We start from the raw sequence: 25,684 nt of genomic DNA, 5'->3' as shown, positions 1-25,684 counted from the left end.
GGATTGGAGCAGGACCGGCGGGCCGGGGGCCGGGGGGTGGCTCCGGGTCGACGCCCGGGTCGACGCCGAGGGCGGGTCGCACGGCCCGGTGCCCGGTGGTGCGCGTGACCCCTGGGCGGATCCGGAGGGTGACGGCCGGTCCCTCGAGGATCGCAGGGGGCCCGCGGGCGACCGCGCGAGCCACCCGCCGTCCCCCTCACCATCGCCCCCCCGCGCGCACGCCACCGGCGGCCGAGGCCGCCACCGGCTCCGCCCGCAGCCGTCCTCCGGCCGGTTCCTCGCGCGGGCCGCCGCCGTGACCGCGGGGCTCACCGCCGCCGGTGCGGCGCTCGGACTCGTACGGGACCAGATCCTGGCGCACTTCTTCGGCGCGGGCGCCGAGACCGACGCCTTCCTGGTGGCCTGGACGGTGCCCGAGTTCGCCTCGACGCTGCTCATCGAGGACGCGATGGCGCTGATCCTGGTGCCCGCGTTCAGCCGGGCGCTCGCGCGGCGGAGCGGCGCACTCTCCGGTGATCCCGTCCTCTCCCTCGTACGCTCCACCCTGCCCAGACTCGCACTCGTCGTGAGCGCCGTCGCCGGACTGCTCGTCCTCACCGCACCGCTCCTGGTCGCCGCCCTCGCGCCCGGTCTCGCCGATCCCCGGCTGGCCGTCGACTGCACCCGGCTGACCGCGACCTGTGTACTGACGTTCGCGCTCGCGGGCTACTGCTCCGCCGCGCTGCGCGCCCACGGCAGCTTCCTGCCACCGGCCGCCATCTACGTCGCGTACAACATCGGCATCATCGGCGCGGTCGTGGTGCTCCGCGAGTCCTTCGGCGTCCGGTCGGCGGCCGCCGGGGTCGCCGTCGGCGGTCTGCTGATGGTGCTGGTCCAGACTCCGTACCTGGTGAAGGAGTTGCGCCGCCGCCCGGAGTCGGTGCCGGCACCGGCACCGGCACCGGCACCGAAGGAGACGGCGGCGACGGCGCTCTCCGGTGACGGGCGGCTGCTCGTCCTCGGGCTCATCGCACCCGTCATCGCCTTCGCGCTCTCCCGCCAGTCCCAGATCCTCGTCGAGCGCTTCCTCGCCTCCCCCCTCCCGGCGGGCGCCATCTCGCATCTGAACTACGCGCAGAAGATCGCGCAGATGCCGATGATCCTCTCCCTGATGCTGTGCACGGTCAGCTTCCCCGTCGTCGCCCGCGCCATGGCCGCGGGCGACGCCGAGGGCGCACGCCGCCGGGTCGAGCGCGACCTGCTGCTGGCCGCGGTCGTCGTACTCGTCGGCGCCTCGATCGTGATCGCCGCCGCCCCCCAGATCGTCGAAGTCCTCTTCCAGCGAGGGGCGTTCGACCGCGCCGACACCGACGCCACCGCCGCCGTCATGCGTGTCTACGCCCTCGGGCTGCTCGGCCAGACACTGGTCGGCACCCTCGTCCGCTGCTACTTCTCCGCCGCGCGACCGCTCTGGTATCCGGCCGCCGCCATGGCCACGGGGCTCGCCGTGACCGCCCTCGCCGGAATCCCCGGCGCCCGCCTCTGGGGCGCGGTCGGCATCGCCGCGGCCAACGCGCTGGGCATCACGCTCACCGCCGTGATGATGCTGCTCGGCGCCCGCCGCCAGTCCATCCCGTTACGCGTCCGCTACCTCGGCGAGGGGCTCCTGCGGCTGGCCACGGCCGCCGCCTGGGCCACCGCAGCCGGCTGGTTCTGCGCCTCCCTCGTGAGCCCGGCGCTCCTCTCGCTGGCCGTCGCGAGCGTGGTCACCGCGTCCGTCTTCCTGCTCTTCACCGCCTGCGCGCCCCGCGCGCCCGACATCCCGCCCCTCACCCCCATCGCATCACGAAGGCTCGCCCATGCCCGTTGCCTTGGCGCCCCGCACCCCCGCGATTCGTCGACTGCTGCCGAAGCCGCCCCCCTGGGTGGTGATGTACCACTCGATCGCGGACACTCCGAATGATCCGTACCGGGTGACCGTCTCCCCCGTGCGTTTCGCCAGGCAGCTGCACTGGCTGAGCGACCGGGGGCTGCGCGGTGTCTCGGTACGGGAACTGCTCGCCGCCACGGTCGCGGGCCGCGCGAAGGGGCTGGTCGGACTCACCTTCGACGACGGGTACGCGGACTTCGTCGAATCGGCGGTGCCGCTGCTGCGCCACCACCGGTTCACGGCCACCGTCTACGTCCTGCCGGGCCGCTTCGGCGGCGCGAACACCTGGGACGGAGACGGCCCGCGCAAGCCGCTGCTGACCGAGGAGGGCATCCTGCGCGCCGCCGAGGCCGGTATGGAGATCGGCTCCCACGGCCTGCGGCACGTCTCGCTGCCCGCCGCCGACGACGCGGCCCTCGCCGACGAGACCCGCCGCAGCCGCGCCCTCCTCGAGGACCTCACCGGGACGACCGTGGACGGGTTCTGCTACCCGTACGGCCATGTCGACGCCCGCACGATCCGCGCCGTACGGGCCGCCGGCTACCGCCACGCCTGCGCCATCGACCCCGGCGCGCTGACCAGCACGCACGCGTTGCCGCGCATCCACATCGACGAGCGGGACGCCGCCTGGCGCCTCACCGCCAAGCGGGTCCTGCACCCGCTGCGCCGCCGCCGCCCCGCCGATCTGGTGCCCGCCCCGCAGCGACTGGTCGGAGCGGACGCCTCATGAAGGTCCTGCACGTCATCACCGGTCTCGGCATCGGCGGCGCGGAACAGCAGCTGCGGCTGCTGCTGCGCCATCTGCCGGTGAGCGCCGAGGTCGTGACGCTCACCAACCCGGGCGTCGTCGCCCGCGGCATCGAGGCCGACGGCACTCCCGTCACCCACCTCGGCATGGCCGGCAACCGCGACCTCGGCGCGCTGCCCCGCCTCACCCGGCTGATCCGCCGGGGCCGGTACGACCTCGTCCACACCCATCTGTACCGGGCGAACCTGTACGGCAGGCTCGCCGCCCGCGTCGCCGGGGTCCGTCCGGTCCTGGCCACCGAACACTCCCTCGGCGACACGCAGATCGAGGGCCGCCCGCTGTCCGCCGGCACCCGCGCCCTCTACCTGGCCGGCGAGCGCCTGGGCACCGCCACCGTCGCCGTCTCCCCCAGCGTCGCGCGCCGCCTTGAGGAGTGGGGGGTGGCCCCGTCCCGTATCCGCGTGGTGCCCAACGGCATCGAGACGGCCCGCTTCGGTTACACCGAGGACCGCCGGCGGCTCGCCAGGAAGCTGCTCGATCTGCCCGAGGACGCGTTCGTCGTCGGCGGGGTGGGGCGGCTCGCGCCCGCGAAGAGGTTCGACCGTCTGGTACGGGCGGTGGCGTCGGCGCCGGAGGCGCGGCTGCTCCTCGTCGGCGACGGCGAGGAGCGCGCGCGGCTGACCGCGCTGGCCCGTGAGTGCGGGGCCGCCGACCGGGTGCTGTTCGCGGGAGCGTGCGAGGACCCGGCGCCGGAGGGAGCCGAGGGGCCCGATCTGCCGTCGCTGCTCGCCGCGATGGACGTCTTCGTCTCCACCTCGCCCGACGAGTCGTTCGGCCTGGCGGTCGTCGAGGCGCTGGCCGCCGGACTGCCGGTGCTGTACGTGGCGTGTCCGGCGATCGACGACCTGCCCACCGACGCGGCCCCCGGCGCCCGCCGGATCGGCGGGTCGGTCCTGGAGCTCGCCTCGGCGCTGCACCGCGTCCAGGACGCCCGGCCCACCCGGCTCCCGGCGCCCGCCGCGGCGTCCCGCTACGACATCGCCCACAGTGCACGGCAGTTGATGTCCCTCTACGAACAGGCCGTTCACGGCACCCCTCTCCCCGCGAAGCGAGACACCCGATGACCCCTGCACGCTCCTCACGCCCGGCGAGCTCCCCCGGCTCCGCGGATCCCGGCCCGCCGCCGTCGCGCCGTTCCCCCCTCCCGACGGCTCTGCGGACCCCGCACCGCGGGTGGGTGCTGCCCGCCTCCGTGCTGGCGGGCGTCGTCCTCGGCGGAGGTTACGGAGCGCTGAAGTCTCCGGAGTACGCGGCGACGAGCTACGTCATCGTGGTCCCGGCCGGGAAGTCGGACCCGGCCGCGGCCCTCGGTTTCGCCCAGGCGTACGGGCGGGTCGCCACCGACATCGCGGTGACCGGCGACGCCCAGGTGTGGGCCGGGGTCTCCGCGCAGACCCTCCGTTCCAGCGTGCAGGCGGCCACCAGCCCGGACGCGCCGATGATCTCCATCACGGCGCGGGCGGCCAAGCCGGCCCGGGCGGTGTCCATGGCCGACGGGGTGGCCCGCGCGCTGGTCCTCAACAGCTCGCACGTCTCCGGGAGCACGGGCGTGAAGGTGGTGCAGTTCTCGCGGGCGACCAAGCCCTCCGCGCCGGTCTCGCCGTCCGCGCCGCTCTCGGCGCTCGTCGGGGGCTGCGCGGGCGGTCTCCTCGGCGGTCTGGCCCTCCTGGTCCGCCCCGGGCGCGCCACACGTGCCGAGGCGCGGCACTCGCGGCAGCCCGCCGCCGTCCCCGGTCCGGCGGGCGCGCAGCACCTGCCCGAACCGGAGACGGTGTGAGTACGGCGGGCGGGGGCGGCCTGCGCGCCGAGATCTGCCGGGACGACGCGGAGTTCGGCCGACTCGCGGACCGGTGGACGTCGTTGTACGCGCGCTGCTCGACGGCGACCCCGTTCCAGTCCCATGCGTGGCTGCACTCGTGGTGGGTGTCGTACGGCAGGCCCGGCGCGCTGCGGGTGGTGCTCGTACGACGGGCGGACGGCGAACTGGTCGCGGCGGCGCCCCTGATGCGCGCCCGCGGCCCGCTCCCGGTCCTCACCCAGCTCGGCGGCGCGATCACCGACTTCACCGACGTCCTCCTCGACGACTCCTGCCCGGACGCCGTCCCCGCGCTGGCAGGGGCGCTGGCCCGGGCGGCGCGGGGCGCGGTGATCGATCTGCGTGAGGTACGGCCGGGAGCGGCGGCCGAGCGGGTCTTCGGCCACTGGCGCGGTCCGCGCAGGCGGCTCGCCGACTCCCTCTGCCTGGAGCTGCCCGCGGTGCCGATGGACGACCTGCTCCAGCGGATCCCGTCGGCCAAGGCCCAGCGGGTGCGGGCCAAGCTGCGCAAGCTCGACGCGCTCGGCATCGACGAGCGGGTGGTGACCGGGGAGGAGGTGCCGGCGGCGCTGGAACGGCTGCTACGGCTCCACCAGCTGCAGTGGCAGGGCAGGGGGGTGACCGCCGAGCACACCAGCGACCGGTTCGCGCAGCATCTCGCGCGGGCGGTCCGGCCGATGGTCGAGTGCGGGGACGCGCGGGTGACCGAGTTCCGGCTCGCCGGGGACGTGGTCGCGGCCGACCTCACCCTGATGTCACCGCGGCTCGCGGGCGGCTATCTGTACGGCGCGGATCCGGTGCTGCGGGCCCGGAAGGTCGATGTGGCGACGATGCTGCTGCGGCACGGGGCCCGCGAGACGAGCGCGAGCGGGCGCGCGACGCTGAGCATGCTGCGGGGAACGGAACCGTACAAGCGGCACTGGCGGCCGGAGACCGTGCCGAACCAGCGGCTGATGCTGTCCGGCCCGGTCGCGGCTCCGTTGCTGTGGCTGCGGGCGGGCGCGGCGGACGCGCGGCGCGGGCTGGCGCGGCAGGCACGTGAGCGGGCGTGGGTGGGGCGTGCGGTCGGCCGCCTGCGCGGGCGGCCGAGCGGCGGCGAAGGATGAGCTCCTGCGCCGCCGCGGTGACCCTCGGGTGATCAGAAGGGCCAGGTCTCGCTGTCCATGAGCTCCTCCCAGGGCTCGATGTCGTCGATGTCGTTGAGGTCGACGAGGTCGACGACGTCGTCGATCGCGTCCTTGGAGCCGCCCTTGTCGATGCAGATGGGCCCGCCGATCCAGCTCTCGACCCAGGAACCGAGATTGATGCTCCAGCAGTCCTTCTCGGGCTTGGGCGTCGGCTTGGGTTCCGGCTTGGGTTCGGGCTTGGGCGTCGGCGGTACCTCGGGCTTGGGCTCGGGCTTGGGTTCGGGCTTGGGTTCGGGCTTGGGCGTCGGCGGTACCTCGGGCTTGGGCTCGGGCTTGGGTTCCGGCTTGGGCGTCGGCGGTACCTCGGGCTTGGGCTCGGGCTTGGGCTCCGGCTTGGGCGTCGGCGGTACCTCGGGCTTCGGCTCGGGCTTGGGCTCCGGCTTCGGCGGAACTTCCGGCTTCGGCTCGGGCTTCGGCTCAGGCTTCGGCGGAACTTCCGGCTTCGGCGGCACCTCCGGCCTCGGCGGAACTTCCGGCCTCGGCGGGACCTCGGGCCTCGGCGGGACCTCCGGCTTCGGCGGGACCTCCGGCTCCGTAGGCACCTCGGGCAGCTCCGGAACCTCCGGCACCTCCGGCACCTCCGGCACCTCGGGTTCGGCGCCGTACAGCATCTGACGGAACACCTGCGACGACCTCGGATTTTCGTCGCACTGCCAGACGCCGTGTGGGCAGTAGTCGGTGATCGTGTGGTAGAGCGGCTGGTGCTGCTTCATCCATTCGATCATGCGCCGCATGTACTCGGCGTTGTCCCCGTTCCGGAAGAGCCCCCATTCCGGGTACGAGATCTGCTTCCCGTGCTCGGCCGCGAATTCCACCTGCTTGCGCAGCCCGTACGGCTCGTTGACGTGACCATCGAAAGTGGACCCCGACGGCTGGTCGTACGAATCCATTCCGATGATGTCGACCACGTCGTCACCCGGATAGCATTCCGTCCACGGAACGGCGTCCCTGCCCCGGCTCGGGTTGAAGTCGAAGCGGAACTCCTGACCGGGGACGGAACGCATCGCGGTGACGATCCGGTTCCAGTACTTCTTCCACGCCGTCGGATCCGGTGCGCACCGGTGGGTATACGTGGTGCCGTTCATCTCCCACCCGAGGACGATGACGGTGTCCGTCGCCTCCAGGTCGACCAGGCGTTCGGCCAGCGCCTTGAAGTGATGGTCGTAGTACCCCGCGGCGCCGAGCCCGAGCTGCCTGCGGACCTCGCGGTCGGAGACCCCGGCCTCGTTGCGCTCCAGCATCGGCACGTTGAGGACGAACAGCCGGTCCGCCCGCTCGTTGCGCCAGTCCGCCCAGGCGTCCAGGAAGCCCGGGGGGCCCTCGATGTTCGACCAGAGGTCGCCGGGGAGGTACGTGTGCCCGACCCGCAGCTCCCTGCCGCCGAGCCACTGCTCCAGCTGGCCGATGCGGCTGACCCCGACGGGTCCCGATTCCAGGAACGCGCCCATCGCGCTGGAGGGAGTCGGTTCGGGGGCCCCGGTCGTTAGGGGTTCGGTGGCGTGAGCAGGAGAGGACAACACGACCGAGCCCGAGGCGAGGAGCCCCGCGGTGAACACCCCCAACCGCGTTCTCGATACTTTCCGTCTTCCGATGGCCATGACTACTCCTACTCGTCCCACGCCACTTGATGAGCCGTCAATCCGATGTTCAGAAAGTATTCCTAATAAGCCGACCGTGAACGCGCCGACAATCTGATCCGTAGTCCATTGGTGGCTTTCATCGCCCACTTGGGGCACCCGAGACGAGGGCATGCCGTGCCGAGTTTTGACACCAGCGTCCCCGCGCTCCTCGTGCGGCTGGACCGGAATCCCTTTCATCACGGCACGCTCGGCGCCGCCCGGTCCCTCGGGCGGGCCGGCATTCCGGTCCACGCGGTGATCGAATCGCTCACCAGCCCCGTCACCCGCTCGCGCTACGTCCGCGACGTCCACGTGAGCCCCGACGCCTCCTCCCCGGCCGAGCTCGCCCGCCTCCTGCTGACGCTGTCCGACGGACTCCCGGGCCCCGGGCCCGCGCTCCTGGTCCCCATGGACGACGTCAGCGCCCTCGCGCTGGCCGAGCACCGCGCCGAGCTCACGGGCAGGTACCTGCTGCCGGATCAGACGCCCGAGCGGCTCGTACGGGTGGCCGACAAGGCGGCCCTCGCCGAGACCTGCCGGGCCCTGGACCTCCCCCACCCCCGTACCGAGATCCCCACCGGCGCCGACGAGGCGGCCGCCATGGCGTGGTCGCTCGGGCTGCCGGTCGTCGCCAAGTGGAGCCGCCCCTGGCTGCTCCCGGCCGGAAGCGGGTTGCGCAGTACGTCGATCGTGCGGTCACTCGCCGAGGTGCGCGCGCTGTACGCCCGTACCCCACAGGCAGGCAGCCGGCTGCTGCTCCAGCGGCTGCTGCCGGCGGGGCGGAACCTGGACTGGTTCTTCCACGGGTACGCGGACTCCACCGGCCACTGCTCCGCCGCCGCCACCGGGCGCAAGGAACGCTCGTGGCCGCACGGGGCCGGGCTCACCGCGGTCGGCCGATGGACGCCGAATCCCGCCGTCGAACGCATCGCCCGCGAACTGCTCACCGCGCTCGGCCACCGGGGCGTGGTCGACCTCGACTTCCGGCTCGACCGGTCGACGGGCACGTACCACCTGCTCGACTTCAACCCGCGCCCCGGCGCCCAGTTCCGCCTCTTCGCGGATCACGAGGGACTCGACGTCGTCCGCGCGATGCATCTGGACCTGACCGGGCGCCGGGTCCCGCCGCACTCCCCCGCGTACGGCCGCCGGTTCGTGGTGGAGAACTACGCGGCGCTGGCCCTGCTCACCTCCCCGCGCCGCCGCCCCGACGCCGAACGTGGCATCGGGAGCGGTGCGGGCCACGGCGTCGAAGGCGGTACGGAGACGGACGCGACACCGGTCGCGGAACCGGCCGCGGAGTCCGGGAACACGACGCGGCGCGTGGAGACGGCCTGGTTCGCCGTCGACGACCCCGCGCCCGCCCTCGCCATGGCCTGGGCGTGGTTCCGCCACGCCCTGCGCAAGGGACTGACCGCACTCCGCCGACCCGCCCGATCCGAAGGCCTTCGGCCCGCGAACGGTCCGGCGACCGCGCTGCCGTCCCCGCCGACGGCGCGTATCCCCTTTCAGGAAACGTGCGAGGGAGACAGGACGAAAGACCGGGCCCGGCAGGCGTGAGGGCGCCCGGGAAACCGACGGCCGCAGCCTTGTCGCACGTCATTTTCCCGACGGTATTCACTCCATCGGACAGGCGGAATTACGCCGGACGCCGCGCATTCCGGCTCAGCGCGGCCAGATCGGCGTCCTGATGAGCCGCTCCCACTCGTGATCGGGGACTCCCGGCACCGTGCGGCCCGCCTGGGCCCACCGCTGTACCAGCGAGGAGTAGAGGGGGAACGGTCCTTGGTCGGCGGGTGGTGGGTCCACCACATAACGGCTCTTCGGAATGAAGGCCATCCGCTCCCATTTGCCGGGATCGGGCGCCATCTTCCCCTCCCATCCGGTGTGGTTCCCGCATCATTCCACAGACCCCGCAGGAGAGTGATTCGATCGGTCGGTGTCGCGTCGCGAACCTGTGTGCGACAGATATCGATTTACTGTGCGGGTCCATATTCCCGAGCTCTGGTGGTGTACGCCCGTGTCCGTCAGGAAATTCACGCGCCCGCGGCGTCTCGTGCTCGCCACGGCGGCGCTCGTCGCCCTCGGTTCCGGGGCACTCGCCGCCGCCCCCGCCCTGCCCTCCCCGACCCTGCCGTCCCCCGACCGGGGGCTCAACATCCTGGTGGTCGGTCTCGACACCCGGAAGGGCGTGACCGCCCGGGAGAAGGAGGCGTACCGGCTCGGCGGCAAGGAGTGCGGCTGCACCGACGTGATGATGCTGGTGCACGTCTCCGCCGACCACCGGCGGGTCAGCGTGCTGGGGCTGCCGCGCGACTCGCTCACCCGGTTCCCGGCCGGCCACCGGGACCGGCGGACGGGCGCGCCGCACGACGCCCATGCGGCGAAACTCAACAGCGCCTGGGCCGAGGGCGGGCCGTCGTACGCGATGGAGATGGTCGAGAGGACGACGCGGCTCCCCGTGCACCGCTATCTGGAGATCGACTTCCGCCGGTTCATGGACGCCGTGTACCGGCTCGACGGCGGCGTGCCGATCTGCGCCAAGGAGCCGCTGAAGGACACGGTCACCGGTATCGAACTCGCGCCGGGCACCACGAACGTCGGCGGCGGGGAGGCCCTCCAGTACGTGCGCTCGCGGCGCGCCGACGGACAGATGGACTTCGGGCGGATCCGCAAGCAGCAGCAGTTCGTCGTCAACACCCTGCGAAAGGTGCGCTCGGACCTGCTGGGAAGCCCGGTGAAGCTGATGACGTTCGCCTCGGTCCTGCGCGGGCCGGCGGTGGCGGAGCGTCGCGGGCTCTCCACCCTGGACCTGATGCTCCTCGCCGTGCGCCTGCGGAACCTCACCCCGGACCGGATGGAGTTCGCGACCGTGCCCGTACTCCGCTTCGAGACCGTCCAGGGCGCCGGGTCCTCGGTCGCCTGGAACGTGGCGCACGCCGAGGAGGTGTTCGCGCGGCTGCGCGCGGACGAGCCGCTGCCGCCGGCCCGCCCCACTCCGTCCAGTGAGATCCCCCAGGCCGAGTACCGGCCGGCCGGCGGCGCTTCGCTCGTCTGCGCGTAACCCGCCGGTCCGGGGTGGGGCGGTGACGGTCCGGGGTGGGGCGGTGACGGGTCCCGTCCGGTCCCCGGCGCCGTCAGCGGCTGAGCTTGCCGGCCAGCTCGGCCGGGTCCGTCGTCGGCGCGTCGCAGGTGAAGTGCCGGCAGACGTAGGCGGCCGCTCCTCCGTTCACCAGCGGGCGGTCCCTGAGCAGCGGGAACTCGTCGCTGTCCGGGGTGCCGAAGGCGACGACCGCACCGGGCGCGGGCGCGAGCAGGGCGGTGCGGTGCAGGGCGCGGGCCAGGTCGTCCCCGGAGGGGCCGGCCACCGCGATCTCGCGGGGCCCGTCGAGCAGGGCCTCCGCCGTGGCCAGGCCCCAGCCGATGAAGCGGGGAGCGCGCGGCCCCAGGGCCTTGACGACGCCGAGGGCGCCCTCGGCGGCCGCCCGGTGCGCCTCCGAGCCGGTGTGGGCCGCGTACGAGAGGAGCGCGCCCCCGGCGGCGGTCCAGCCGGACGGGGTCGCGCTGTCGGTGGGGTCCTGCGGCCGGCGGATCAGGGTCTCCGCGTCGTGGGCCGTGTCGTACAGCGCCCCGCCCTCGGCGACGAACTGGTCGAGCACGATGTCCAGGAGGAAGCCGGCGAACTCCAGCCAGGCGCCCTCGCCGGTGACACCGGCGAGCGCGAGGAAGCCCTCGGCGACGTCGGCGTAGTCCTCGAGCACTCCGGCGTTGGGCCCGACCCGGCCGTCCCTGGAGGTCCGGGAGAGCCGCGCGCCCTCTCCCATGTGGACGCGAACGAGCAGGTCGGCGGCCTCGGTGGCGCGTTCGACCAGGTCGGGGCGGTCGAAGAAGGCGCCGGTCTCGGCGAGGGCGGCGATCGCGAGTCCGTTCCAGGCGGCGACCACCTTGTCGTCGCGGACGGGGCGGGGCCGCCGCGCGCGGGCGGCGAGGAGCCGTTCCTTGATCGAGGCGAGCCGGTCGGCGTCGACCGGGCCCGCGTCCCGCGGGAGCTGGAGGACGGAGGCGCCCTCCTCGAAGGTCCCCTCCTCGGTCACCCCGAAGTACCGGGCGGCGTCACGGGCGTCCTCCTCGCCCAGCACCTCGGTCAGCTGCGCCGGTGTCCACACGTAGTACGCACCCTCGGCGTGCCGTTCGCCCCCGTCGGCGCCTTCGTCCCGGGTGGGTTCGCCTCCGTCCTCGACGGGGCTGTCGGCGTCCAGCGCCGAGGCGAACCCGCCCTCCGCGGTGCGCAGTTCGCGGACCATGAAGTCGGCGGTCTCCAGCGCGACCCGCCGGGCCAGGTCGTCTCCGGTGGCCCGCCACAGGTGCGCGTACACCCGGCAGAGCAGGGCGTTGTCGTAGAGCATCTTCTCGAAATGGGGCACGACCCATTCGCGGTCCACGGAGTAGCGGGCGAAGCCGCCGCCGAGCTGGTCGTAGATGCCGCCGCGGGCCATCGCCGCGCAGGTGTCGGCCGCCATCTGCAGGGCACCTTCCGCGCCCGTACGGGCGTGGTGGCGCAGCAGGAACTCCAGCACCATCGACGGCGGGAACTTGGGCGCGCCGCCGAAGCCGGCGCTGCGGGAGTCGTAGTCCCGGGTGAGGCCGAGCAGGGCCTGGGCCAGTTCCGCCTCGCCGGGGACGCCGTCGCCGCCGTAGGCCAGGGAGCGGGACGAGAGGTCCTTGACGATGTTGCCGGCGACCTCGCCGACCTCGTCGCGGCGCTCGGTCCACGCGCGGGAGACGCCGTCGAGGACGTCGAGGAAGGAGGGCATGCCGTGGCGGGGCTCGGGCGGGAAGTACGTACCGAAGTAGAACGGCTCGGCGTCCGGGGTGAGGAAGACCGTCATGGGCCAGCCGCCCTGCCCGGTGGCCGCCTGCACGGCCTCCATGTAGACGGCGTCGACGTCGGGGCGCTCCTCGCGGTCGACCTTGACGGCGACGAAGCGCTCGTTCACGTGGGCCGCGGTGGTGTCGTCCTCGAAGGACTCGTGCGCCATCACATGGCACCAGTGGCAGCTGCTGTAGCCGACGCTGAGCAGCACGGGCACATCGCGACGGCGCGCCTCGGCGAACGCCTCGGGCGACCACGGCCACCAGTCGACCGGGTTGTCGGCGTGCTGGAGGAGGTACGGGGACGTCTCATGGGCCAGTCGGTTCGGCATGCCCCCATCCTCCCGCACACGGCTGAGCCCCGTCCGTGCGCCACGGGGGCGTCGAACGGTCGGGGCACCGGTACGGCGGAGCGGCCCCGCCCTTCGCAGGGGAGCTGCGAAAGGGGCGGGGCCGCTCAGCGACGAAGCTGACGTCAGCTGACGTCGGTGTTGCCGTTGTCGGCCAGGAGGTCGACGAGGTCCGACAGCGGGTTGTTCTGCTGCTGCTGGATCGAGTTCTGGGTGCACGTCATGTTCTGCTTCGGGCTCAGAACGTCGTCCACGTTGACGGCAACCACGTTGACGATCGGGACCTGCGCGGTGATGTCCTGGACATCGAAGCAGTGCAGGACGCCACCGTTGATGAGGCCGAAGTTCGGGCTCATGTAGCCACCGGTGGAAGTGCTGCCGATGGTCTGCTGCGACTTGTTGCCGATGATGTTGGCACCGTTGCCGTCATCAGCCGCCGCAGACGCCGTGGCGGCGGACATACCGACGACGGAGGCCGCAACTGCCGCGGTGGCGAGAACCTTCTTGATCACGAGATTTCCTTCTTGAGCTGGAGGGCCCTGGAATGCTCCGTTACCGAAGCACGCTGATCAACTGCCGGAAAGTGGATTGGTTCCGGCTGATCACCCTGATGCCCTAATCGGCAGATGAACGCCATCGGACGTGATCTCGAAGGGCACGCGTTCGACAGGGGCGTGAATCCCCGCGGAGGCCGGGCGGGACACCGGGCGACCGCTCCGCTCCCCCGCGACGACGCGCTTCGCCCAGAACAGGTGTTCACGAAAGCGGGAGCTCTCGGCGGGGCGGCGTACCGCGGCTGTTCTCCGCGCGGGTACGACTCAGGGCCCCGGGAGGTCCCGGGGCCCTGAGTGGTCGGAGGCGTACCTGCTACTCCCCTGCCGCCGCCCTGCCGGACTTCGCGGCCGAGGGGGCGGCCTGGGCGGCCGGGTCCGGGGCCTCCTCGAAGGAGATCTTGCCCATGTGGCGGTTCATCGACTTCATCAGCTGCCAGACCGCGAGGGCCAGGACGGCGAAGACGATGAAGCCGAGGACGCCGGGGGTCACCTTGTTCTTGTCCAGCTCTTCGGCGGCGAAGGGGACAAGCTGGGTCAGTGCCAGGTGTGCGCTCATGTCAGGCATTGTCGCGGATGCCCGCGAAGAGATCTTCCTCGGGGAGGGAGGTCGGGACCAGCGCCTTGCTGAGCTCGTACTCCTCCGTCGGCCAGACCTCCTTCTGGATCTCCATCGGCACCCGGAACCAGCCGCCGTCGGGGTCGATCTGGGTGCGGTGGGCGATCAGGGCCTTGTCGCGGATCTCGAAGAAGTCGGCGCAGGGCACGAAGGTCGTCAGCGTCCGCTCGGTGCGCTCGAACTCCTTCCAGCGCTCCAGCCACTCGCCGTACGGGGACTCCAGGCCGCGGGCAAGCAGCGCCTCGTGCAGGGCGGTGGTGCGGGGGCGGTTGAAGCCCTGGTTGTAGTAGAGCTTCAGGGGCTGCCAGACCGGGCCGAACTCGGCCTCGGGGTACTTCTCGGCGTCGGCCGCACCGTCGAAGGCCACCATCGAGATCTTGTGGGTCATGATGTGGTCGGGGTGCGGGTACCCGCCGTTCTCGTCGTAGGTCGTGATCACCTGCGGACGGAACGAGCGGATCTTCCGGACCAGCTCACCGGCCGCCGTGTCGACGTCCGCGAGGGCGAAGCAGCCCTCGGGGAGCGGGGGCAGCGGGTCACCCTCGGGGAGGCCCGAGTCGACGAAACCCAGCCATTCCTGGGAGACGCCGAGGATCTCGCGGGCCTCGTCCATCTCCTTGCGGCGCACCTCGTGGATGTTCGCCTCGATGTAGGGGTCACCCTGAAGCCGGGGGTTGAGGACCGAGCCGCGCTCGCCGCCCGTGCACGTCACCACCATGACGTCCACCCCCTCGGACACGTACTTGGCCATCGTCGCCGCACCCTTGCTCGACTCGTCGTCGGGGTGGGCGTGAACGGCCATCAGTCGCAGCTGCTCAGTCAAGACTCGATCCTCAGTGATTCGACGCGGAGCGTGGTCTCTATAGTGACGGAATCGGGGGAGGGAAAATTCCGCCACCCCCGGCTTCGAGAGGATCGATCATGAGCGCGGCGCGAGAGCGGCTGCCCCAGGAGCGCTACGGACGCTCGGCGGACCAGGCTGCGGACCGCAAGCTCAAGATCACGGGCGCGGTGCTCGGTGTCCTCTTCCTCGGGATGCTGGGCTGGTTCGGCTGGTACTACGTCGTCGACAGCAGGATCAGCGCCGAGATGATCAAGTTCGACGTGGTGAGCGCCACCGAGGTCCAGGTGCATCTGGAGATCCGCAAGGACGAGGGCGTCCTGGGCGTCTGCACCCTGCGCTCCCGTTCCGAGGACGGCGCCGAGGTGGCACGCAAGGACGTCAGGATCGACGATCCCGCCGGCCGGGTCGACAGCGTCTTCTCGCTCCGTACGACCGCCCCCGCGACGAGCGCCGAGCTCCTGGGGTGTACGGCCCGGTAGCGGTGGGTAGGGACGAGGTGTCGAGCCCCGGCGAGTCGCCTCGGTGACCTGGGAAGACACCATCCCCGATGGTGAAGTCCTCCCGCTTTTCGCCACTCATTGTTAGGCTCGTGGTTTCGCCCACCCGGGACAGCGCTGCTTTCCCGTGTAGGGCGATGCTTTGTATTCCCAGTACCTACGAGGAGCACCCGTGACCCAGACCAGCGACAACGTCACCTGGCTCACCCAGGAGGCGTACAACAAGCTCCAGGACGAGCTTGCGTACCTGTCTGGCGCCGCGCGTACCGAGATCACCGCCAAGATCGCCGCGGCGCGCGAAGAGGGCGACCTGCGCGAGAACGGCGGGTACCACGCGGCCAAGGAGGAGCAGGGCAAGCAGGAGCTCCGGATCCGCCAGCTCACCCAGCTCCTGGAGCACGCCAAGGTCGGCGAGGCCCCCGCGGACGACGGTGTCGTCGAGCCCGGCATGGTCGTCACGATCGCCTTCGACGGCGACGAGAACGACACGATGACCTTCCTGCTCGCCTCCCGCGAGTACGCGAGCGGTGACATCGAGACGTACTCGCCGCAGTCGCCCCTCGGCGTCGGCGTCAACGGCAAGAAGGCCGGCGACGACGCCGAGTACGAGCTGCCGAACGGCAAGAAGGCCGCGGTGAAGATCCTCAGCGCCAAGCCGTACACCGGCTGAGGCGCCTGATCTCCCTGTAGGACCGGACCCCCGGGGGTCCGGTCCTTCGTCGTGCTCCCGGTCCGGCGCCGGGCCTGGTCCCCGTGTATCGCGGGCGTATCGGAAACCGCATACGCCATGGCAACGGCCCTCCGGATCCCATGGGTGGATGAACCACGACGCTTCCCTGCCTGCCGCCCCCGTCCCGACGCACGCACCGGGTCGTGTTTCTCGGCCTGGCGGTCCTCGGCGTGGCGGGCGCGCTGTTCGTCGTGCGCAGGCCGCTGACGATGGCCGCTCCGACGTGCCTGGCCGCGCGGTGGCACGGATGTCTCGACACGTTCAACGGCGTGGTGCTCATGACGCTGGTCACGCTGCCCCTGGCGGTGCTGGTCGCGCGGGTGCCGGCGCGCCGTCGGCGTGCCGCGGGCGTCCCCTCGGCGTGGCGGCTGTCACTGGCCGAGGTGGGCATGGTCCACGGGACGGTGCCGTTCCTGTGGATGACCATGATGCCGGGCGGCGGGGCCGGCGTCGCCCCCGCCCGGGTGAGCCTGGTGCCACTGCGGGACCTGGCCACGATGGGCCCGCTCGGGATCGGCGGCAACCTGCTGGTCCTCGCGGCGCTGGGGTTCTTCGCCCCGATACGGTTCGCGGCGGTGGCGTCCCTGCCGCGGGTCCTGGCGCTCGGGGCGGGCTGCTCGGTCCTGGTCGAGACCGCGCAGTACGTCCTGCGGCTCGACCGGGTGTCGTCCGTGGACGACGTCCTGGTCAACGCCACCGGCGCCGCGCTGGCCGCCCTGGCGTCGCGCCGCTGGTGGCGCACCCCGGCGGCAGGGCCGTCGGAGCTGCCCCGCCCCGTACCGGCACCGGTCGGCTGACGTGTCCGGCACCGGCGCGCTGTCCAGGCTTCGGGCATGCGCGTACTGATCGTGGAGGACGAGCCCTACCTGGCCGAAGCCGTCCGGGACGGTCTGCGCCTGGAGGCGATCGCCGCCGACATGCGGGCGACGGCGACACCGCCCTGGAACTGCTCAGGGTCCCCTCCTACGACCTCGCGGTCCTCGACCGCGACATCCCGGGCCCCTCGGGGGACGAGGTCGCCCGCCGGATCGTCGCCTCCGGCAGCGGCATCCCGATCCTCATGCTCACCGCCGCCGACCGGATCGACGACAAGGCGTCGGGGTTCGAGCTCGGCGCCGACGACTGCCCCGGGCGTGCTGCGGGTCGAGAACACGGGCCCGCCGCTCCCACCGGACCTGGTGCCGACCCTCACCGAACCCTTCCAGCGCGGAACGGAGCGCGTACGCGGCGACGAGCACGCCGGCGCCGGCCTCGGCCTGGCCCTCGTGCACAGCATCGTCCGCGCCCACGACGGGACCCTCGAACTCGTCCCCCGCCCCGCCGGAGGCCTCCTGGTCACGGTCCGACTGCCCGGCGAGGGTCCCCCGGAAGGGACCTAGCTAGCCGTCGGCGCGGCGGTACTTGCGGACGGCGAGCGTGCGGAAGACGACGATGATCAGGATCGACCAGAGCAGTGACGCCCACACCGGGTGCTGCATCGGCCAGGCGTCGGACGTGGAGACCCCCGGGTTGCCGAAGAGCTCACGGCACGCCTGCACGGTGGCGCTGAACGGGTTCCACTCCGCGATGGGCTGGAGCCAGCTCGCCATGTTCTCGGTGGGCACGAAGGCGTTCGAGATGAACGTGACCGGGAAGAGCCAGATCAGCCCGCCCGAGGTGGCCGCCTCCGGGGTGCGGACCGACAGGCCGATCAGGGCGCCGATCCAGGAGAAGGCGTAGCCGAGCAGGAGCAGGAGGGCGAAGGCCCCCAGCGCCTTCGGGATGCCCTCGTGGATGCGCCATCCGACGAGCAGGGCCACGATCGTGAGGACGACGACCGTGAGCAGGGTCTGGACGAGGTCGGCGAGCGTACGGCCGGTGAGGACCGCGCCGCGCGCCATGGGCAGCGAACGGAAGCGGTCGATCAGGCCCTTGTGCATGTCGTCGGCGATGCCGGCGCCCGCGCCCGCGGTGGCGAAGGTGACGGTCTGCGCGAAGATGCCGGCCATGAGGAACTCGCGGTACTCCGAGGCGCTGGTCGAGCCGCCGATCATCATCGAGCCGCCGAAGACGTAGCTGAACAGCACGACGAACATGACGGGCTGGATCACCCCGAACAAGATCATCTCGGGAATCCTGCTCATGCGGATCAGGTTCCTGCGGGCCACGACCAGGGAGTCGTTCACGGTGCTCACTCGGCCACCTCCTTCGTGTGCGTGCGGTCGCCGCCGCCCGGTCCGGCCGGTCCGCCGTTCTCCTCGGCCTCCCGCTCGGCCACGTGGCCCGTCAGGGAGATGAAGACGTCGTCGAGGGTGGGGCGGCGCAGGCCGATGTCGTCGATCTCGACGCCGATGGCGTCCAGGTCCCGGATGACCTCGGCGAGCAGCTTGGCGCCGCCGGCGACGGGGACGGTGAGCTTGCGGGTGTGGTCCTCGACGGACACCTCGCCGTGGCCGATGCCCGCGACGCCGTAGCGGGCGAGGACGTCACGGGCGCCGGGGATCATCCCCGGTTCGTGGACGACGACCTCGACGCGCTCGCCGCCCGTCTGGGCCTTGAGCTGGTCGGAGGTGCCCCGCGCGATGACCTTGCCCCGGTCGACGACGCAGATGTCGTGGGCGAGGTGGTCGGCCTCCTCCAGGTACTGGGTGGTGAGGAGCAGGGTCGTACCGCCCGCGACGAGTTCCTTGATGACCTCCCACAGGGCCTGCCGGTTGCGGGGGTCGAGGCCGGTGGTCGGCTCGTCCATGAACATGACCGGCGGGGAGACGACCAGGGCCGCCGCGAGGTCGAGCCGGCGGCGCATACCGCCGGAGTACGTCTTCGTCGTGCGGTCGGCGGCGTCGGCGAGGCCGAAGCGCTCCAGGAGCTCACCGGCCCGCGCCTTCGCGGCCTTCGCCCTCATCTGGTAGAGCTGCCCGACCATCTGGAGGTTCTCCCGGCCGGTGAGGTACTCGTCCACGGCCGCGAACTGGCCGGAGAGACCGATCGAGCGGCGCACCTCGTCGGGGTGCTTGAGGACGTCGATGCCGGCGACGACGGCCCTGCCGCTGTCCGGCTGGAGGAGAGTGGTCAGCACGCGGACGGCGGTCGTCTTCCCCGCGCCGTTGGGGCCGAGCAGACCCAGGACGGTGCCCTCGGGCACGTCGAGGTCCACGCCGTCCAGAGCTCGTACGTCACCGAAGGTCTTCACCAGACCTTCGGCATGGATCGCGCCTGGCATGTGGGTTCTCCAGGGGAGAGGAGGCGTTTTCCGACCGATCCTAGGATCAGCGGGGGCGCCCCGCCCACCGAATTTGTGACCCGCGCCACATGATCTTGCTCGGATGCCGGCCGCCCGTGGCTCGGCCGCGCGGGCCCACCGGTCAGCCCAGGACCGTGTACCCCGCGTCCCTCAGCGCGTCCTCGACCTCCCGGCAGTGCTCCGGGCCCTTCGTCTCCAGGTGCAGTTCGACCTCCGCCTCCGTCAGGCCGAGCCGCGGGTCGGTCCGTACGTGGCTGACGTCCAGGACGTTCGCGTCGGCCACCGTCAGGACCGCGAGCAGCGTCGCGAGGACGCCAGGCCGGTCCGTGACCCGCAGCCGCAGGCTCAGATAGCGGCCCCCCGCGGCCATGCCGTGCCGCAGGATGCGCTGGAGCAGCAGCGGGTCGACGTTCCCACCGGACAGCACCGCCACCACCGGTCCCGCGAAGGCCTTCGGGTCGCTGAGCAGGGCAGCCACCGGACTGGCGCCCGCCGGTTCGACGACCATCTTCGCCCGCTCCAGGCAGAGCAGCAGCGCCGAGGACAGCGCGTCCTCGGAGACGGTGACGACCTCGTCGACGTACTCCTGGACCAACGTGAACGGCACGTCGCCCGGCCGCCCCACCCTGATCCCGTCCGCCATCGTCACCGGCGAGTCGACGACCACGGGATGCCCCGCCTCCAGCGACGGCGGGTAGGCGGCCGCGCCCTCCGCCTGCACGCCGATCACCTTCACGTCCGGGCGCACCGACTTCACCGCGAGCCCGATGCCGGCCGCGAGACCACCGCCGCCGACGCCCACGAGGATCGTCCTGACCTCGGGGCACTGCTCCAGGATCTCCAGGCCCACCGTGCCCTGCCCCACGATGATGTCGGGATGGTCGAAGGGGTGGATGAACACGGCCCCGGTCTCCCGCGCGTACCGCTCCGCAGCCGCGAGCGTCTCGTCCACGACATGTCCGTGCATCCGGACGTCCGCGCCGTACTCCCGGGTCGCCGCCACCTTCGGCAGCGGGGCGCCGACCGGCATGAACACGGTGGCATGGACCCCGAGGAGCTTCGAGGCGAGCGCGACACCCTGCGCGTGGTTGCCCGCCGAGGCCGCGACGACCCCGGCGGCCCGCTCCTCGGGCCGCAGCCCCGCGATCCGTACGTACGCGCCACGCAGTTTGAAGGAACCGGTCCGCTGGAGGTTCTCGCACTTGAGGTGCACGGGCGCCCCCACCAGCGACGACAGATGGCGACTGCCCTCCATCGCCGTCATCCGGGCCACCCCGGACAGCATCTTCCGCGCCCCCCTCACATCGTCGAGCATCAGCCGGTGCAAGGGGTCTGGCGTACGGAAGCTCATGACATCAAGTCTCGCAGCTCACGGCCCTCGTGGCCGCCCGGCGGGCAGGGGCGCAACAGGTTTGCGCAGCCCCGGTACGGACCTCCCCGGGGCCGCGTACTCTGTCCCCCACCGACCGACCACCCCCGCACGAGAGAGACCCCAGCCATGCCCACATCTCAGGACATGACGACTGAGCTCGACCCCGGTCTCCTCGACGCCCTCCAGCACCAGGTGGCCGTCTTCGCCCGCCGGGCCGAGCAGACCCGCCTCGGCGGCACGGGACAGCTGCGGAACTCGATGGACCGGGCCGCGTACCTCCTGCTCAACCGGCTCGACCAGGAAGGCCCGATGGGCGTCAAGGCGCTCGCCGCGGGCATGGGCATCGACTCGTCGACCGTCACCCGGCAGGTCGCCCCGCTCGTCGACACCGGCCTGGTGAAGCGCACCTCGCACCCGGAGGACGGACGGGCCGTCGTGCTCCAGCTCTCGGCGCGCGGCCTGGCCCGCCTGGAGGAGGTCCGCTCCTCGCGCCGGCAGCTGATGGTGGAGGTCACGGAGGGCTGGACGCCGACCGAGCGGGAGTCCTTCTGCACCCTGCTCACCCGCTTCAACACCGCGCTGTCCGCACGGCAGTCGGCCCACGCGGGCCATCCGGGCGCCGAGTCCGCGGCCGCCTCCACGGCCGAGGGGCCGAGCGAGTCCTCGCCGACCTCTTGACCCCGCACCCGCGCTGTCCTCAGATGAGGACGTGCGAGAGCAGCGAGGCGGACCCGGTGCCGAACACGCCCACCGCGCCCGGGAGTTCGACGCGTTCGTAGCCGGGGCGGCGGGTCGGCTGCTGCACGCAGCGACCCTCCTCACCGCCGAGACCAGGACCCGCAACCCGCACGCCCAGGCCCTGTTGACCGACGCCTTCGCGCACACGTACGCGGTGTGGGACCGGTTGCGCGACGAGGATCCGTACGACCTCACCCGGCGCGACCTCGCCGCCCGCTTCGCCCGCACCGCCTGGCGGCACCGCGGCGGCCGGGGCGGGGTGCTCGCGGCCCTCCCCCCGCAGGAACGGCTCGTCCTCGTCCTCCGGCTGTACGAGGGGATCGCCGAGGAGCAGGTCGGGTCCCTGCTCGGCCTGCCCGAGGCCCGGGTCCGCGCCCTCTGCGCCCGATCCGTGGCCGCGCTGAGGACGGCGTCCCGCAAGGACGGCGCACCGGGGGCGCCCTGCGGGCGGGACGGTCCGTCCCGGGAGACGGCCGCGTGAGCCGGTACGAGGACAGGGAGGCGGCGGTCCGCCGACTGCTCGACACCCCGCACCCGCCGGTCCCCGGCGACCTCGCGCGGCGGGCCGCGGAGCGCGGGGCCCGGCGGGCGCGACGGGCCCGGAGGATACGCCGGGCGCTCTGGTTCCTCGGCACGGTCGCCGTGCTCGCGTTCGTGGCGTGGGCGTCGGTGGCCCGGCCGTGGGAGGTCCCGCCGGCGGAGACGACACCACCGCTCGAAGGGTGGTGAGGACGGGCCTAACCTGGAGGAAGGGGTCGTCTGGAGGTCGACATGGCCAGGAAAGCATCCGACTGCCGGGACGCCCCGAGCGTCTCCGGCTGCTCGCTGTACATCTCGGGCGAGGAGGAGGAAGTCCTCCGCGCGGCCGTCGAGCACGCGGTGTCCGTGCACGAGCACACGGACACGCCCGAGTTCCGCGAGGAGGTCCGGGAGTTCCTGAAGGACCCGCTGCCCGGGACCTGAACGACCCGGAGGGCCCGACCCCGCAGGTGCGGGTGCCGGGCCCCGCGTACGTACCGGGTCTTCCGTTCGGATCAGGCCGTGCCGGGGCCCGCGAGCCCGGCCAGGTCCGGACGGGAGGTCCTAGCCCAGCGCCTGGCGCAGGTCGGCGAGCAGGTCGTCGACGTTCTCGATGCCCACGGAGAGGCGGACGAGGTCGGCCGGCACTTCGAGGGCGGAGCCCGCGACGGACGCGTGGGTCATCCGGCCGGGGTGCTCGATGAGGGACTCCACGCCGCCGAGGGACTCGCCGAGGGTGAAGAGCTGCGCGCGGTTGCAGACCTCGACGGCCGCCTCCTCGCCGCCCCGCACGCGGAACGAGATCATGCCGCCGAAGGACCGCATCTGCTTGGCGGCGACCTCGTGCCCCGGGTGCTCCGGGAGGCCCGGGTAGAGCACCCGGGTGACCTCGGGGTGCTGGGTGAGCATCTCGGCGATCCGGGTGGCGTTCTCGCTGTGCCGGTCCATGCGGACCGCGAGCGTCTTGATGCCGCGCAGCACGATCCAGGAGTCGAAGGGGCCGGCGACCGCGCCCATCGCGTTCTGGTGGTACGCGAGTTCCTCGCCGAGCGTCTCGTCGGCCGTGACCAGGGCGCCGCCGACGACGTCCGAGTGGCCGCCCATGTACTTGGTGAGCGAGTGCACGACGACGTCGGCGCCGAGCGCGAGCGGCTGCTGCAGGTAGGGCGAGGCGAAGGTGTTGTCGACGACGAGCTTCACGCCGGCCTGGCGGGCGACGCCCGCGACGGCCTCGATGTCGGTGATGCCGAGGAGCGGGTTCGACGGGGTCTCGACCCAGATCAGCTTCGTACGGTCGTTGACGGCGTCCCGCACCGAGTCGACGTCGGAGGTGTTCGCCACCGAGAAGTCCACGCCCCAGCGCTGCACGACCTTGGCGAAGAGCCGGAACGTGCCGCCGTAGGCGTCGTTCGGGATGACCACGTGGTCACCGGGCGCGAGGAGCGCGCGCAGCAGGCAGTCCTCGGCGGCCAGACCGGAGGCGAAGGCGAGCCCGCGCCGGCCGCCCTCGAGGGCCGCCAGGTTCTCCTCCAGGGCGGTACGGGTGGGGTTGGCGCTGCGGCTGTACTCGTAACCGCCGCGCAGCCCGCCCACGCCGTCCTGCTTGTAGGTGGACACCTGGTAGATGGGCGGGACGACCGCGCCGGTCAGCGGGTCGGCGGTGTTGCCCGCGTGGATCGCGCGGGTCTCGAAGCTCTGGTGGGAGTGCTGGTCGCTCATGGTCACGAGCGTAGTGCCGCGCACCCCCGGCCGCCGCGATCGTCTCATTCGGTGTCCTGGACAATGGACACATGGAGATTCTCTGGTTCCTGATCGCGCTGGGGCTGCTGTTCGGCGTCCTCGGTCCCTATCTGCTGCGCCGCCGCGGTGGCGGGATCCGGTTGGCGGCGCCGGGGTCGCCGGACGCGGCCGACCCGGAGGCGTACGGGTTCGTGCGGCAGGAGGACCAGGACGTGCGCCTGCCGGGCGCGGACGACGAGCTGCTGCACGTGCTCGACGTCGTCCAGGCCACCCAGGACTGGGGGCCGGCGTCGCGGCTGCTCGCCGCCACCGGCAAGGACGGCGAGGTGCGCTGGCAGCGTGTCCAGGCCTTCGCGGGCGCCGCGTCCCTGGAGCTGCAGGAGCGGCCGGGCGTGGGCGGGGCGTGGCTGCGGTCCTGGCGGGCGGAGGCGCCGAAGGACGCGGGCGGCGCGGCGGTGCACGCGGAGTTCCTGGTGCAGCAGGCGTGGCGGTCCTCGGCCGCCGGGACCGACGACTTCCGGATCATCCTGGAGGAGGCGCGGAAGGTCACCGAGGAGGCGGCGCTGCTCGCTCCTGGCGACCCCGTCCCGTACATCACGCAGCTGGCCGTGGCGCGCGGGCTCGGCTACGGCCACGAGCAGTTCGACCAGGTGTGGGCGCAGGTCATCGACCGGGCGCCGCAGCACATGGGGGCGCATCTGGCGGCCCTGCACTACTGGTGCGAGAAGTGGCACGGTTCGCGCGAGGAGGCCGACCACTTCGCGACGACGGCGGCGGCGCGGGCCCCGCGCGGCTCGCTGCTCGCGGCGCTGCCGCTGTTCGCGGTGTACGAGCACGTGCCGGACGTCGTGCTGGTGCAGGACTTCTTCCGTACGGCGGTGGTGTCGAAGGCGATGGACGGCGCGCTGTACGCGGTCCACTCGGCCCGCGCGGACGACCCGATGCTGGCGCACGTCCGTCATCTGCTGGTCTGGTTCCTGGTGCGGGCGGAACGCTGGGCGGAGGCCATGCACCAGCTGGTGAAGGTCGACGGGCACGTGGGTGCGGTGCCGTGGACGTTCAGCGGGGACCCGGCGGCGGAGTTCACGGTCTTCCGGAACCTGGCGGTGGCCGGGTACGAGGCGAACGGCGGGAGCCCGGCGACGCTGCCGCGCTGACGTCCGCGGGGAGCGGGCCGGGGGAAGGATTACCCCCGGTTCCTTGTTGTGCCGACTGCCGACCGTCGAGGAGAGATGCAGCATGTTCCTGTCCCGCACCCCCGTCCTCCCCACCCCCGAGCAGGCCCTGCGCGGCCGCTCCGAGCCCGAGTTCGTCGTGCCCGACCGCCACACCGTCCTGGGCAACCCGCTCCTCGGCCCGTACCCGGAGGGTCTGGAGGTCGCCGACTTCGCCATGGGCTGCTTCTGGGGCGCCGAGCGCACGTTCTGGCAGGTCGACGGCGTCTGGACGACCCTCGTCGGCTACCAGGGCGGCCACACGCTGAACCCCGCGTACGAGGAGGTGTGCTCGGGCCTGACCGGTCACACCGAGGCCGTCCGCGTCGTGTTCGACCCGTCGAAGATCTCGTACGAGAGTCTCCTGAAGCTGTTCTGGGAGTCGCACGACCCGACCCAGGGCTTCCGCCAGGGCAACGACGTGGGCACCCAGTACCGCTCGGCGATCCACACCCACTCCGACGCCCAGGCGGCGGCCGCCGAGGCGTCCCGCGAGGCCTACCAGAAGGTCCTGACGGGCTCCGGCTACGGCACGATCACCACCGAGATCCTGCCCGCCGACGAGAGCCGCCCCTTCTACCCGGCGGAGCCGTACCACCAGCAGTACCTCGACAAGAACCCCGGCGGCTACTGCGGCATCGGCGGGACGGGCGTCTCGTGCCCGATCGGCGTGGCCAGGGCCGAGTAGGACCACCCGGGCGGTCAGGCCGTCCGGTCCGACGCGGCGGCGCCGCGCAGCGCCGCCGCGGTCGACGCCGGGTCGTAGCCCTCGGGGACGCCGTCGATCAGGAGGATGTCGCCGGCCATGTGGCGGGCGCGGAGGGGGATCAGGGCCCGGTAGGGCTCGGAGTCGTACCAGGCGCGGGCGTTCTCGTACGTCGGGAATCCGATGATCACGAGGGCGCCGGGCCAGGTGCCCTCGCGGACCTCGCGGTCGGGGCCGCCGTGCACGAGGAAGCGGCCGCCGAAGGGGTCGAGGGTCCCCTGGACGCGCTCCATGTACGTGAGGACCTCGTCGTCCAGGACGGGCTTCGGGTGCAGGTTTCCGATGGCGTAAGCGGTCATGACGCAAGGGT

General features: G+C 72.4%; 26 protein-coding genes and 3 pseudogenes. 18 read left to right on the top strand and 11 right to left on the bottom strand.

The features are described from left to right. Window positions 1-88: 88 nt before the first annotated feature. The 5 genes from ABZ567_RS07625 (at window position 89) to ABZ567_RS07605 (ending at window position 5,639) form a co-directional block, all read left to right on the top strand. Window positions 89-1,942 carry a lipid II flippase MurJ gene (locus ABZ567_RS07625; protein ID WP_360786505.1) on the top strand — a complete coding sequence of 618 codons (1,854 nt, stop codon included), beginning with the start codon at window positions 89-91 and terminating at the stop codon, window positions 1,940-1,942. Next, window positions 1,839-2,639 (top strand): polysaccharide deacetylase family protein, encoded by an 801-nt coding sequence (locus ABZ567_RS07620; protein WP_360785688.1) that lies wholly within the window; start codon window positions 1,839-1,841, stop codon window positions 2,637-2,639. The genes ABZ567_RS07625 and ABZ567_RS07620 overlap by 104 nt, the downstream gene beginning before the upstream one ends. Then, window positions 2,636-3,781, top strand: coding sequence for a glycosyltransferase (locus ABZ567_RS07615; RefSeq protein WP_360785687.1), 1,146 nt, complete (start codon window positions 2,636-2,638; stop codon window positions 3,779-3,781). Before ABZ567_RS07620 ends, ABZ567_RS07615 begins: the two co-directional genes overlap by 4 nt. Window positions 3,782-3,894: 113 nt before the next feature. Further along, entirely contained in the window at window positions 3,895-4,494 is a 600-nt protein-coding gene (locus ABZ567_RS07610) for a lipopolysaccharide biosynthesis protein (protein ID WP_360785685.1), read from the top strand. After that, window positions 4,491-5,639, top strand: a complete 1,149-nt coding sequence (locus ABZ567_RS07605) for a GNAT family N-acetyltransferase (protein WP_360785684.1) — start codon at window positions 4,491-4,493, stop codon at window positions 5,637-5,639. Before ABZ567_RS07610 ends, ABZ567_RS07605 begins: the two co-directional genes overlap by 4 nt. Before the next feature lie 686 nt (window positions 5,640-6,325). On the opposite strand, the pseudogene ABZ567_RS07600 reads toward ABZ567_RS07605, so the two are convergent. Further along, window positions 6,326-7,168, bottom strand: a pseudogene (locus ABZ567_RS07600) (glycosyl hydrolase); the annotation flags it as partial. A gap of 306 nt (window positions 7,169-7,474) precedes the next feature. Here ABZ567_RS07600 and ABZ567_RS07595 point away from each other — a divergent pair. Further along, the gene (locus tag ABZ567_RS07595) at window positions 7,475-8,899 is read left to right on the top strand and encodes an ATP-grasp domain-containing protein (protein WP_360785682.1); all 1,425 of its coding nucleotides are present in this window, start codon (window positions 7,475-7,477) and stop codon (window positions 8,897-8,899) included. Between the two features lie 105 nt (window positions 8,900-9,004). On the opposite strand, the gene ABZ567_RS07590 is transcribed toward ABZ567_RS07595, so the two are convergent. Next, the gene (locus tag ABZ567_RS07590; protein WP_360785680.1) at window positions 9,005-9,208 is read right to left on the bottom strand and encodes a hypothetical protein; all 204 of its coding nucleotides are present in this window, start codon (window positions 9,206-9,208) and stop codon (window positions 9,005-9,007) included. Between the two features lie 151 nt (window positions 9,209-9,359). On the opposite strand from ABZ567_RS07590, the gene ABZ567_RS07585 reads away from it, so the two are divergent. Continuing rightward, window positions 9,360-10,403, top strand: coding sequence for an LCP family protein (locus tag ABZ567_RS07585; RefSeq protein WP_360785679.1), 1,044 nt, complete (start codon window positions 9,360-9,362; stop codon window positions 10,401-10,403). A 73-nt stretch (window positions 10,404-10,476) separates the two neighbouring features. Here ABZ567_RS07585 and ABZ567_RS07580 read toward each other — a convergent pair whose 3' ends face one another. The 4 genes from ABZ567_RS07580 to mca form a co-directional block, all read right to left on the bottom strand. Beyond that, the gene (locus tag ABZ567_RS07580) at window positions 10,477-12,543 is read right to left on the bottom strand and encodes a thioredoxin domain-containing protein (RefSeq protein ID WP_360785677.1); all 2,067 of its coding nucleotides are present in this window, start codon (window positions 12,541-12,543) and stop codon (window positions 10,477-10,479) included. A gap of 143 nt (window positions 12,544-12,686) precedes the next feature. Continuing rightward, window positions 12,687-13,073, bottom strand: a complete 387-nt coding sequence (locus ABZ567_RS07575) for a rodlin (RefSeq protein WP_360785675.1) — start codon at window positions 13,071-13,073, stop codon at window positions 12,687-12,689. 355 nt (window positions 13,074-13,428) lie between these two features. Then, window positions 13,429-13,680 carry a hypothetical protein gene (locus tag ABZ567_RS07570; protein WP_360785673.1) on the bottom strand — a complete coding sequence of 84 codons (252 nt, stop codon included), beginning with the start codon at window positions 13,678-13,680 and terminating at the stop codon, window positions 13,429-13,431. Further along, window positions 13,673-14,554, bottom strand: coding sequence for a mycothiol conjugate amidase Mca (gene mca / locus ABZ567_RS07565; protein ID WP_360785672.1), 882 nt, complete (start codon window positions 14,552-14,554; stop codon window positions 13,673-13,675). Before mca ends, ABZ567_RS07570 begins: the two co-directional genes overlap by 8 nt. Before the next feature lie 98 nt (window positions 14,555-14,652). Here mca and ABZ567_RS07560 point away from each other — a divergent pair, with 98 nt between their 5' ends. From ABZ567_RS07560 to ABZ567_RS07540, 5 genes and pseudogenes are all read left to right on the top strand, one after another. Then, window positions 14,653-15,054 (top strand): DUF4307 domain-containing protein, encoded by a 402-nt coding sequence (locus ABZ567_RS07560; protein ID WP_360785670.1) that lies wholly within the window; start codon window positions 14,653-14,655, stop codon window positions 15,052-15,054. A 190-nt stretch (window positions 15,055-15,244) separates the two neighbouring features. Next, on the top strand, window positions 15,245-15,742 hold the full coding sequence (gene greA / locus ABZ567_RS07555) for a transcription elongation factor GreA (RefSeq protein ID WP_360785668.1): 498 nt from the start codon (window positions 15,245-15,247) through the stop codon (window positions 15,740-15,742). A 203-nt stretch (window positions 15,743-15,945) separates the two neighbouring features. Next, window positions 15,946-16,599: a VanZ family protein gene (locus tag ABZ567_RS07550; RefSeq protein WP_360785667.1), complete on the top strand. Its 654-nt coding sequence runs from the start codon at window positions 15,946-15,948 to the stop codon at window positions 16,597-16,599. A 36-nt stretch (window positions 16,600-16,635) separates the two neighbouring features. Continuing rightward, window positions 16,636-16,925 (top strand): annotated as a pseudogene (locus ABZ567_RS07545) (response regulator); the annotation flags it as partial. 10 nt (window positions 16,926-16,935) lie between these two features. Continuing rightward, window positions 16,936-17,181, top strand: a pseudogene (locus tag ABZ567_RS07540) (ATP-binding protein); the annotation flags it as partial. On the opposite strand, the gene ABZ567_RS07535 reads toward ABZ567_RS07540, so the two are convergent. From ABZ567_RS07535 to ilvA, 3 genes are all read right to left on the bottom strand, one after another. Beyond that, window positions 17,182-17,976, bottom strand: a complete 795-nt coding sequence (locus ABZ567_RS07535; RefSeq protein ID WP_360785665.1) for an ABC transporter permease — start codon at window positions 17,974-17,976, stop codon at window positions 17,182-17,184. Then, on the bottom strand, window positions 17,973-19,004 hold the full coding sequence (locus ABZ567_RS07530) for an ATP-binding cassette domain-containing protein (protein ID WP_360785663.1): 1,032 nt from the start codon (window positions 19,002-19,004) through the stop codon (window positions 17,973-17,975). Before ABZ567_RS07530 ends, ABZ567_RS07535 begins: the two co-directional genes overlap by 4 nt. 142 nt (window positions 19,005-19,146) lie before the next feature. Beyond that, on the bottom strand, window positions 19,147-20,376 hold the full coding sequence (gene ilvA, locus ABZ567_RS07525; RefSeq protein WP_360785661.1) for a threonine ammonia-lyase: 1,230 nt from the start codon (window positions 20,374-20,376) through the stop codon (window positions 19,147-19,149). A gap of 147 nt (window positions 20,377-20,523) precedes the next feature. Between ilvA and ABZ567_RS07520 the strand changes: the two genes are divergently transcribed. From ABZ567_RS07520 to ABZ567_RS07505, 4 genes are read left to right on the top strand one after another with little or no spacing between them, the layout of a single operon-like run. After that, the gene (locus ABZ567_RS07520; protein ID WP_360785659.1) at window positions 20,524-21,075 is read left to right on the top strand and encodes a MarR family transcriptional regulator; all 552 of its coding nucleotides are present in this window, start codon (window positions 20,524-20,526) and stop codon (window positions 21,073-21,075) included. Window positions 21,076-21,106: 31 nt separating this feature from the next. Beyond that, window positions 21,107-21,616: a sigma factor-like helix-turn-helix DNA-binding protein gene (locus tag ABZ567_RS07515; RefSeq protein WP_360785657.1), complete on the top strand. Its 510-nt coding sequence runs from the start codon at window positions 21,107-21,109 to the stop codon at window positions 21,614-21,616. Beyond that, window positions 21,613-21,864 carry a hypothetical protein gene (locus ABZ567_RS07510; RefSeq protein ID WP_360785655.1) on the top strand — a complete coding sequence of 84 codons (252 nt, stop codon included), beginning with the start codon at window positions 21,613-21,615 and terminating at the stop codon, window positions 21,862-21,864. Before ABZ567_RS07515 ends, ABZ567_RS07510 begins: the two co-directional genes overlap by 4 nt. A gap of 42 nt (window positions 21,865-21,906) precedes the next feature. Further along, entirely contained in the window at window positions 21,907-22,098 is a 192-nt protein-coding gene (locus ABZ567_RS07505) for a DUF1059 domain-containing protein (RefSeq protein ID WP_360785654.1), read from the top strand. Between the two features lie 120 nt (window positions 22,099-22,218). Here ABZ567_RS07505 and ABZ567_RS07500 read toward each other — a convergent pair whose 3' ends face one another. Further along, window positions 22,219-23,373 carry a cystathionine gamma-synthase gene (locus tag ABZ567_RS07500; RefSeq protein WP_360785652.1) on the bottom strand — a complete coding sequence of 385 codons (1,155 nt, stop codon included), beginning with the start codon at window positions 23,371-23,373 and terminating at the stop codon, window positions 22,219-22,221. A 71-nt stretch (window positions 23,374-23,444) separates the two neighbouring features. Here ABZ567_RS07500 and ABZ567_RS07495 point away from each other — a divergent pair, with 71 nt between their 5' ends. Then, complete coding sequence (locus ABZ567_RS07495) at window positions 23,445-24,551, top strand: hypothetical protein (RefSeq protein WP_360785650.1); 1,107 nt, start codon at window positions 23,445-23,447, stop codon at window positions 24,549-24,551. A gap of 82 nt (window positions 24,552-24,633) precedes the next feature. Continuing rightward, window positions 24,634-25,296, top strand: coding sequence for a peptide-methionine (S)-S-oxide reductase MsrA (msrA, locus tag ABZ567_RS07490; RefSeq protein WP_360785649.1), 663 nt, complete (start codon window positions 24,634-24,636; stop codon window positions 25,294-25,296). 14 nt (window positions 25,297-25,310) lie between these two features. Here the strand turns inward: msrA and ABZ567_RS07485 are convergent, their stop codons facing one another. Then, entirely contained in the window at window positions 25,311-25,673 is a 363-nt protein-coding gene (locus tag ABZ567_RS07485) for a DUF1330 domain-containing protein (protein WP_360785647.1), read from the bottom strand. Between the last annotated feature and the right edge of the window lie 11 nt (window positions 25,674-25,684).

The sequence above is a fragment of the Streptomyces sp. NPDC016459 genome (assembly GCF_040632845.1).
Taxonomy (GTDB): Bacteria; Actinomycetota; Actinomycetes; order Streptomycetales; family Streptomycetaceae; genus Streptomyces.
Note: the sequence above shows the minus strand (reverse complement) of the source record. Positions and strands in the feature narration are given on the sequence as shown.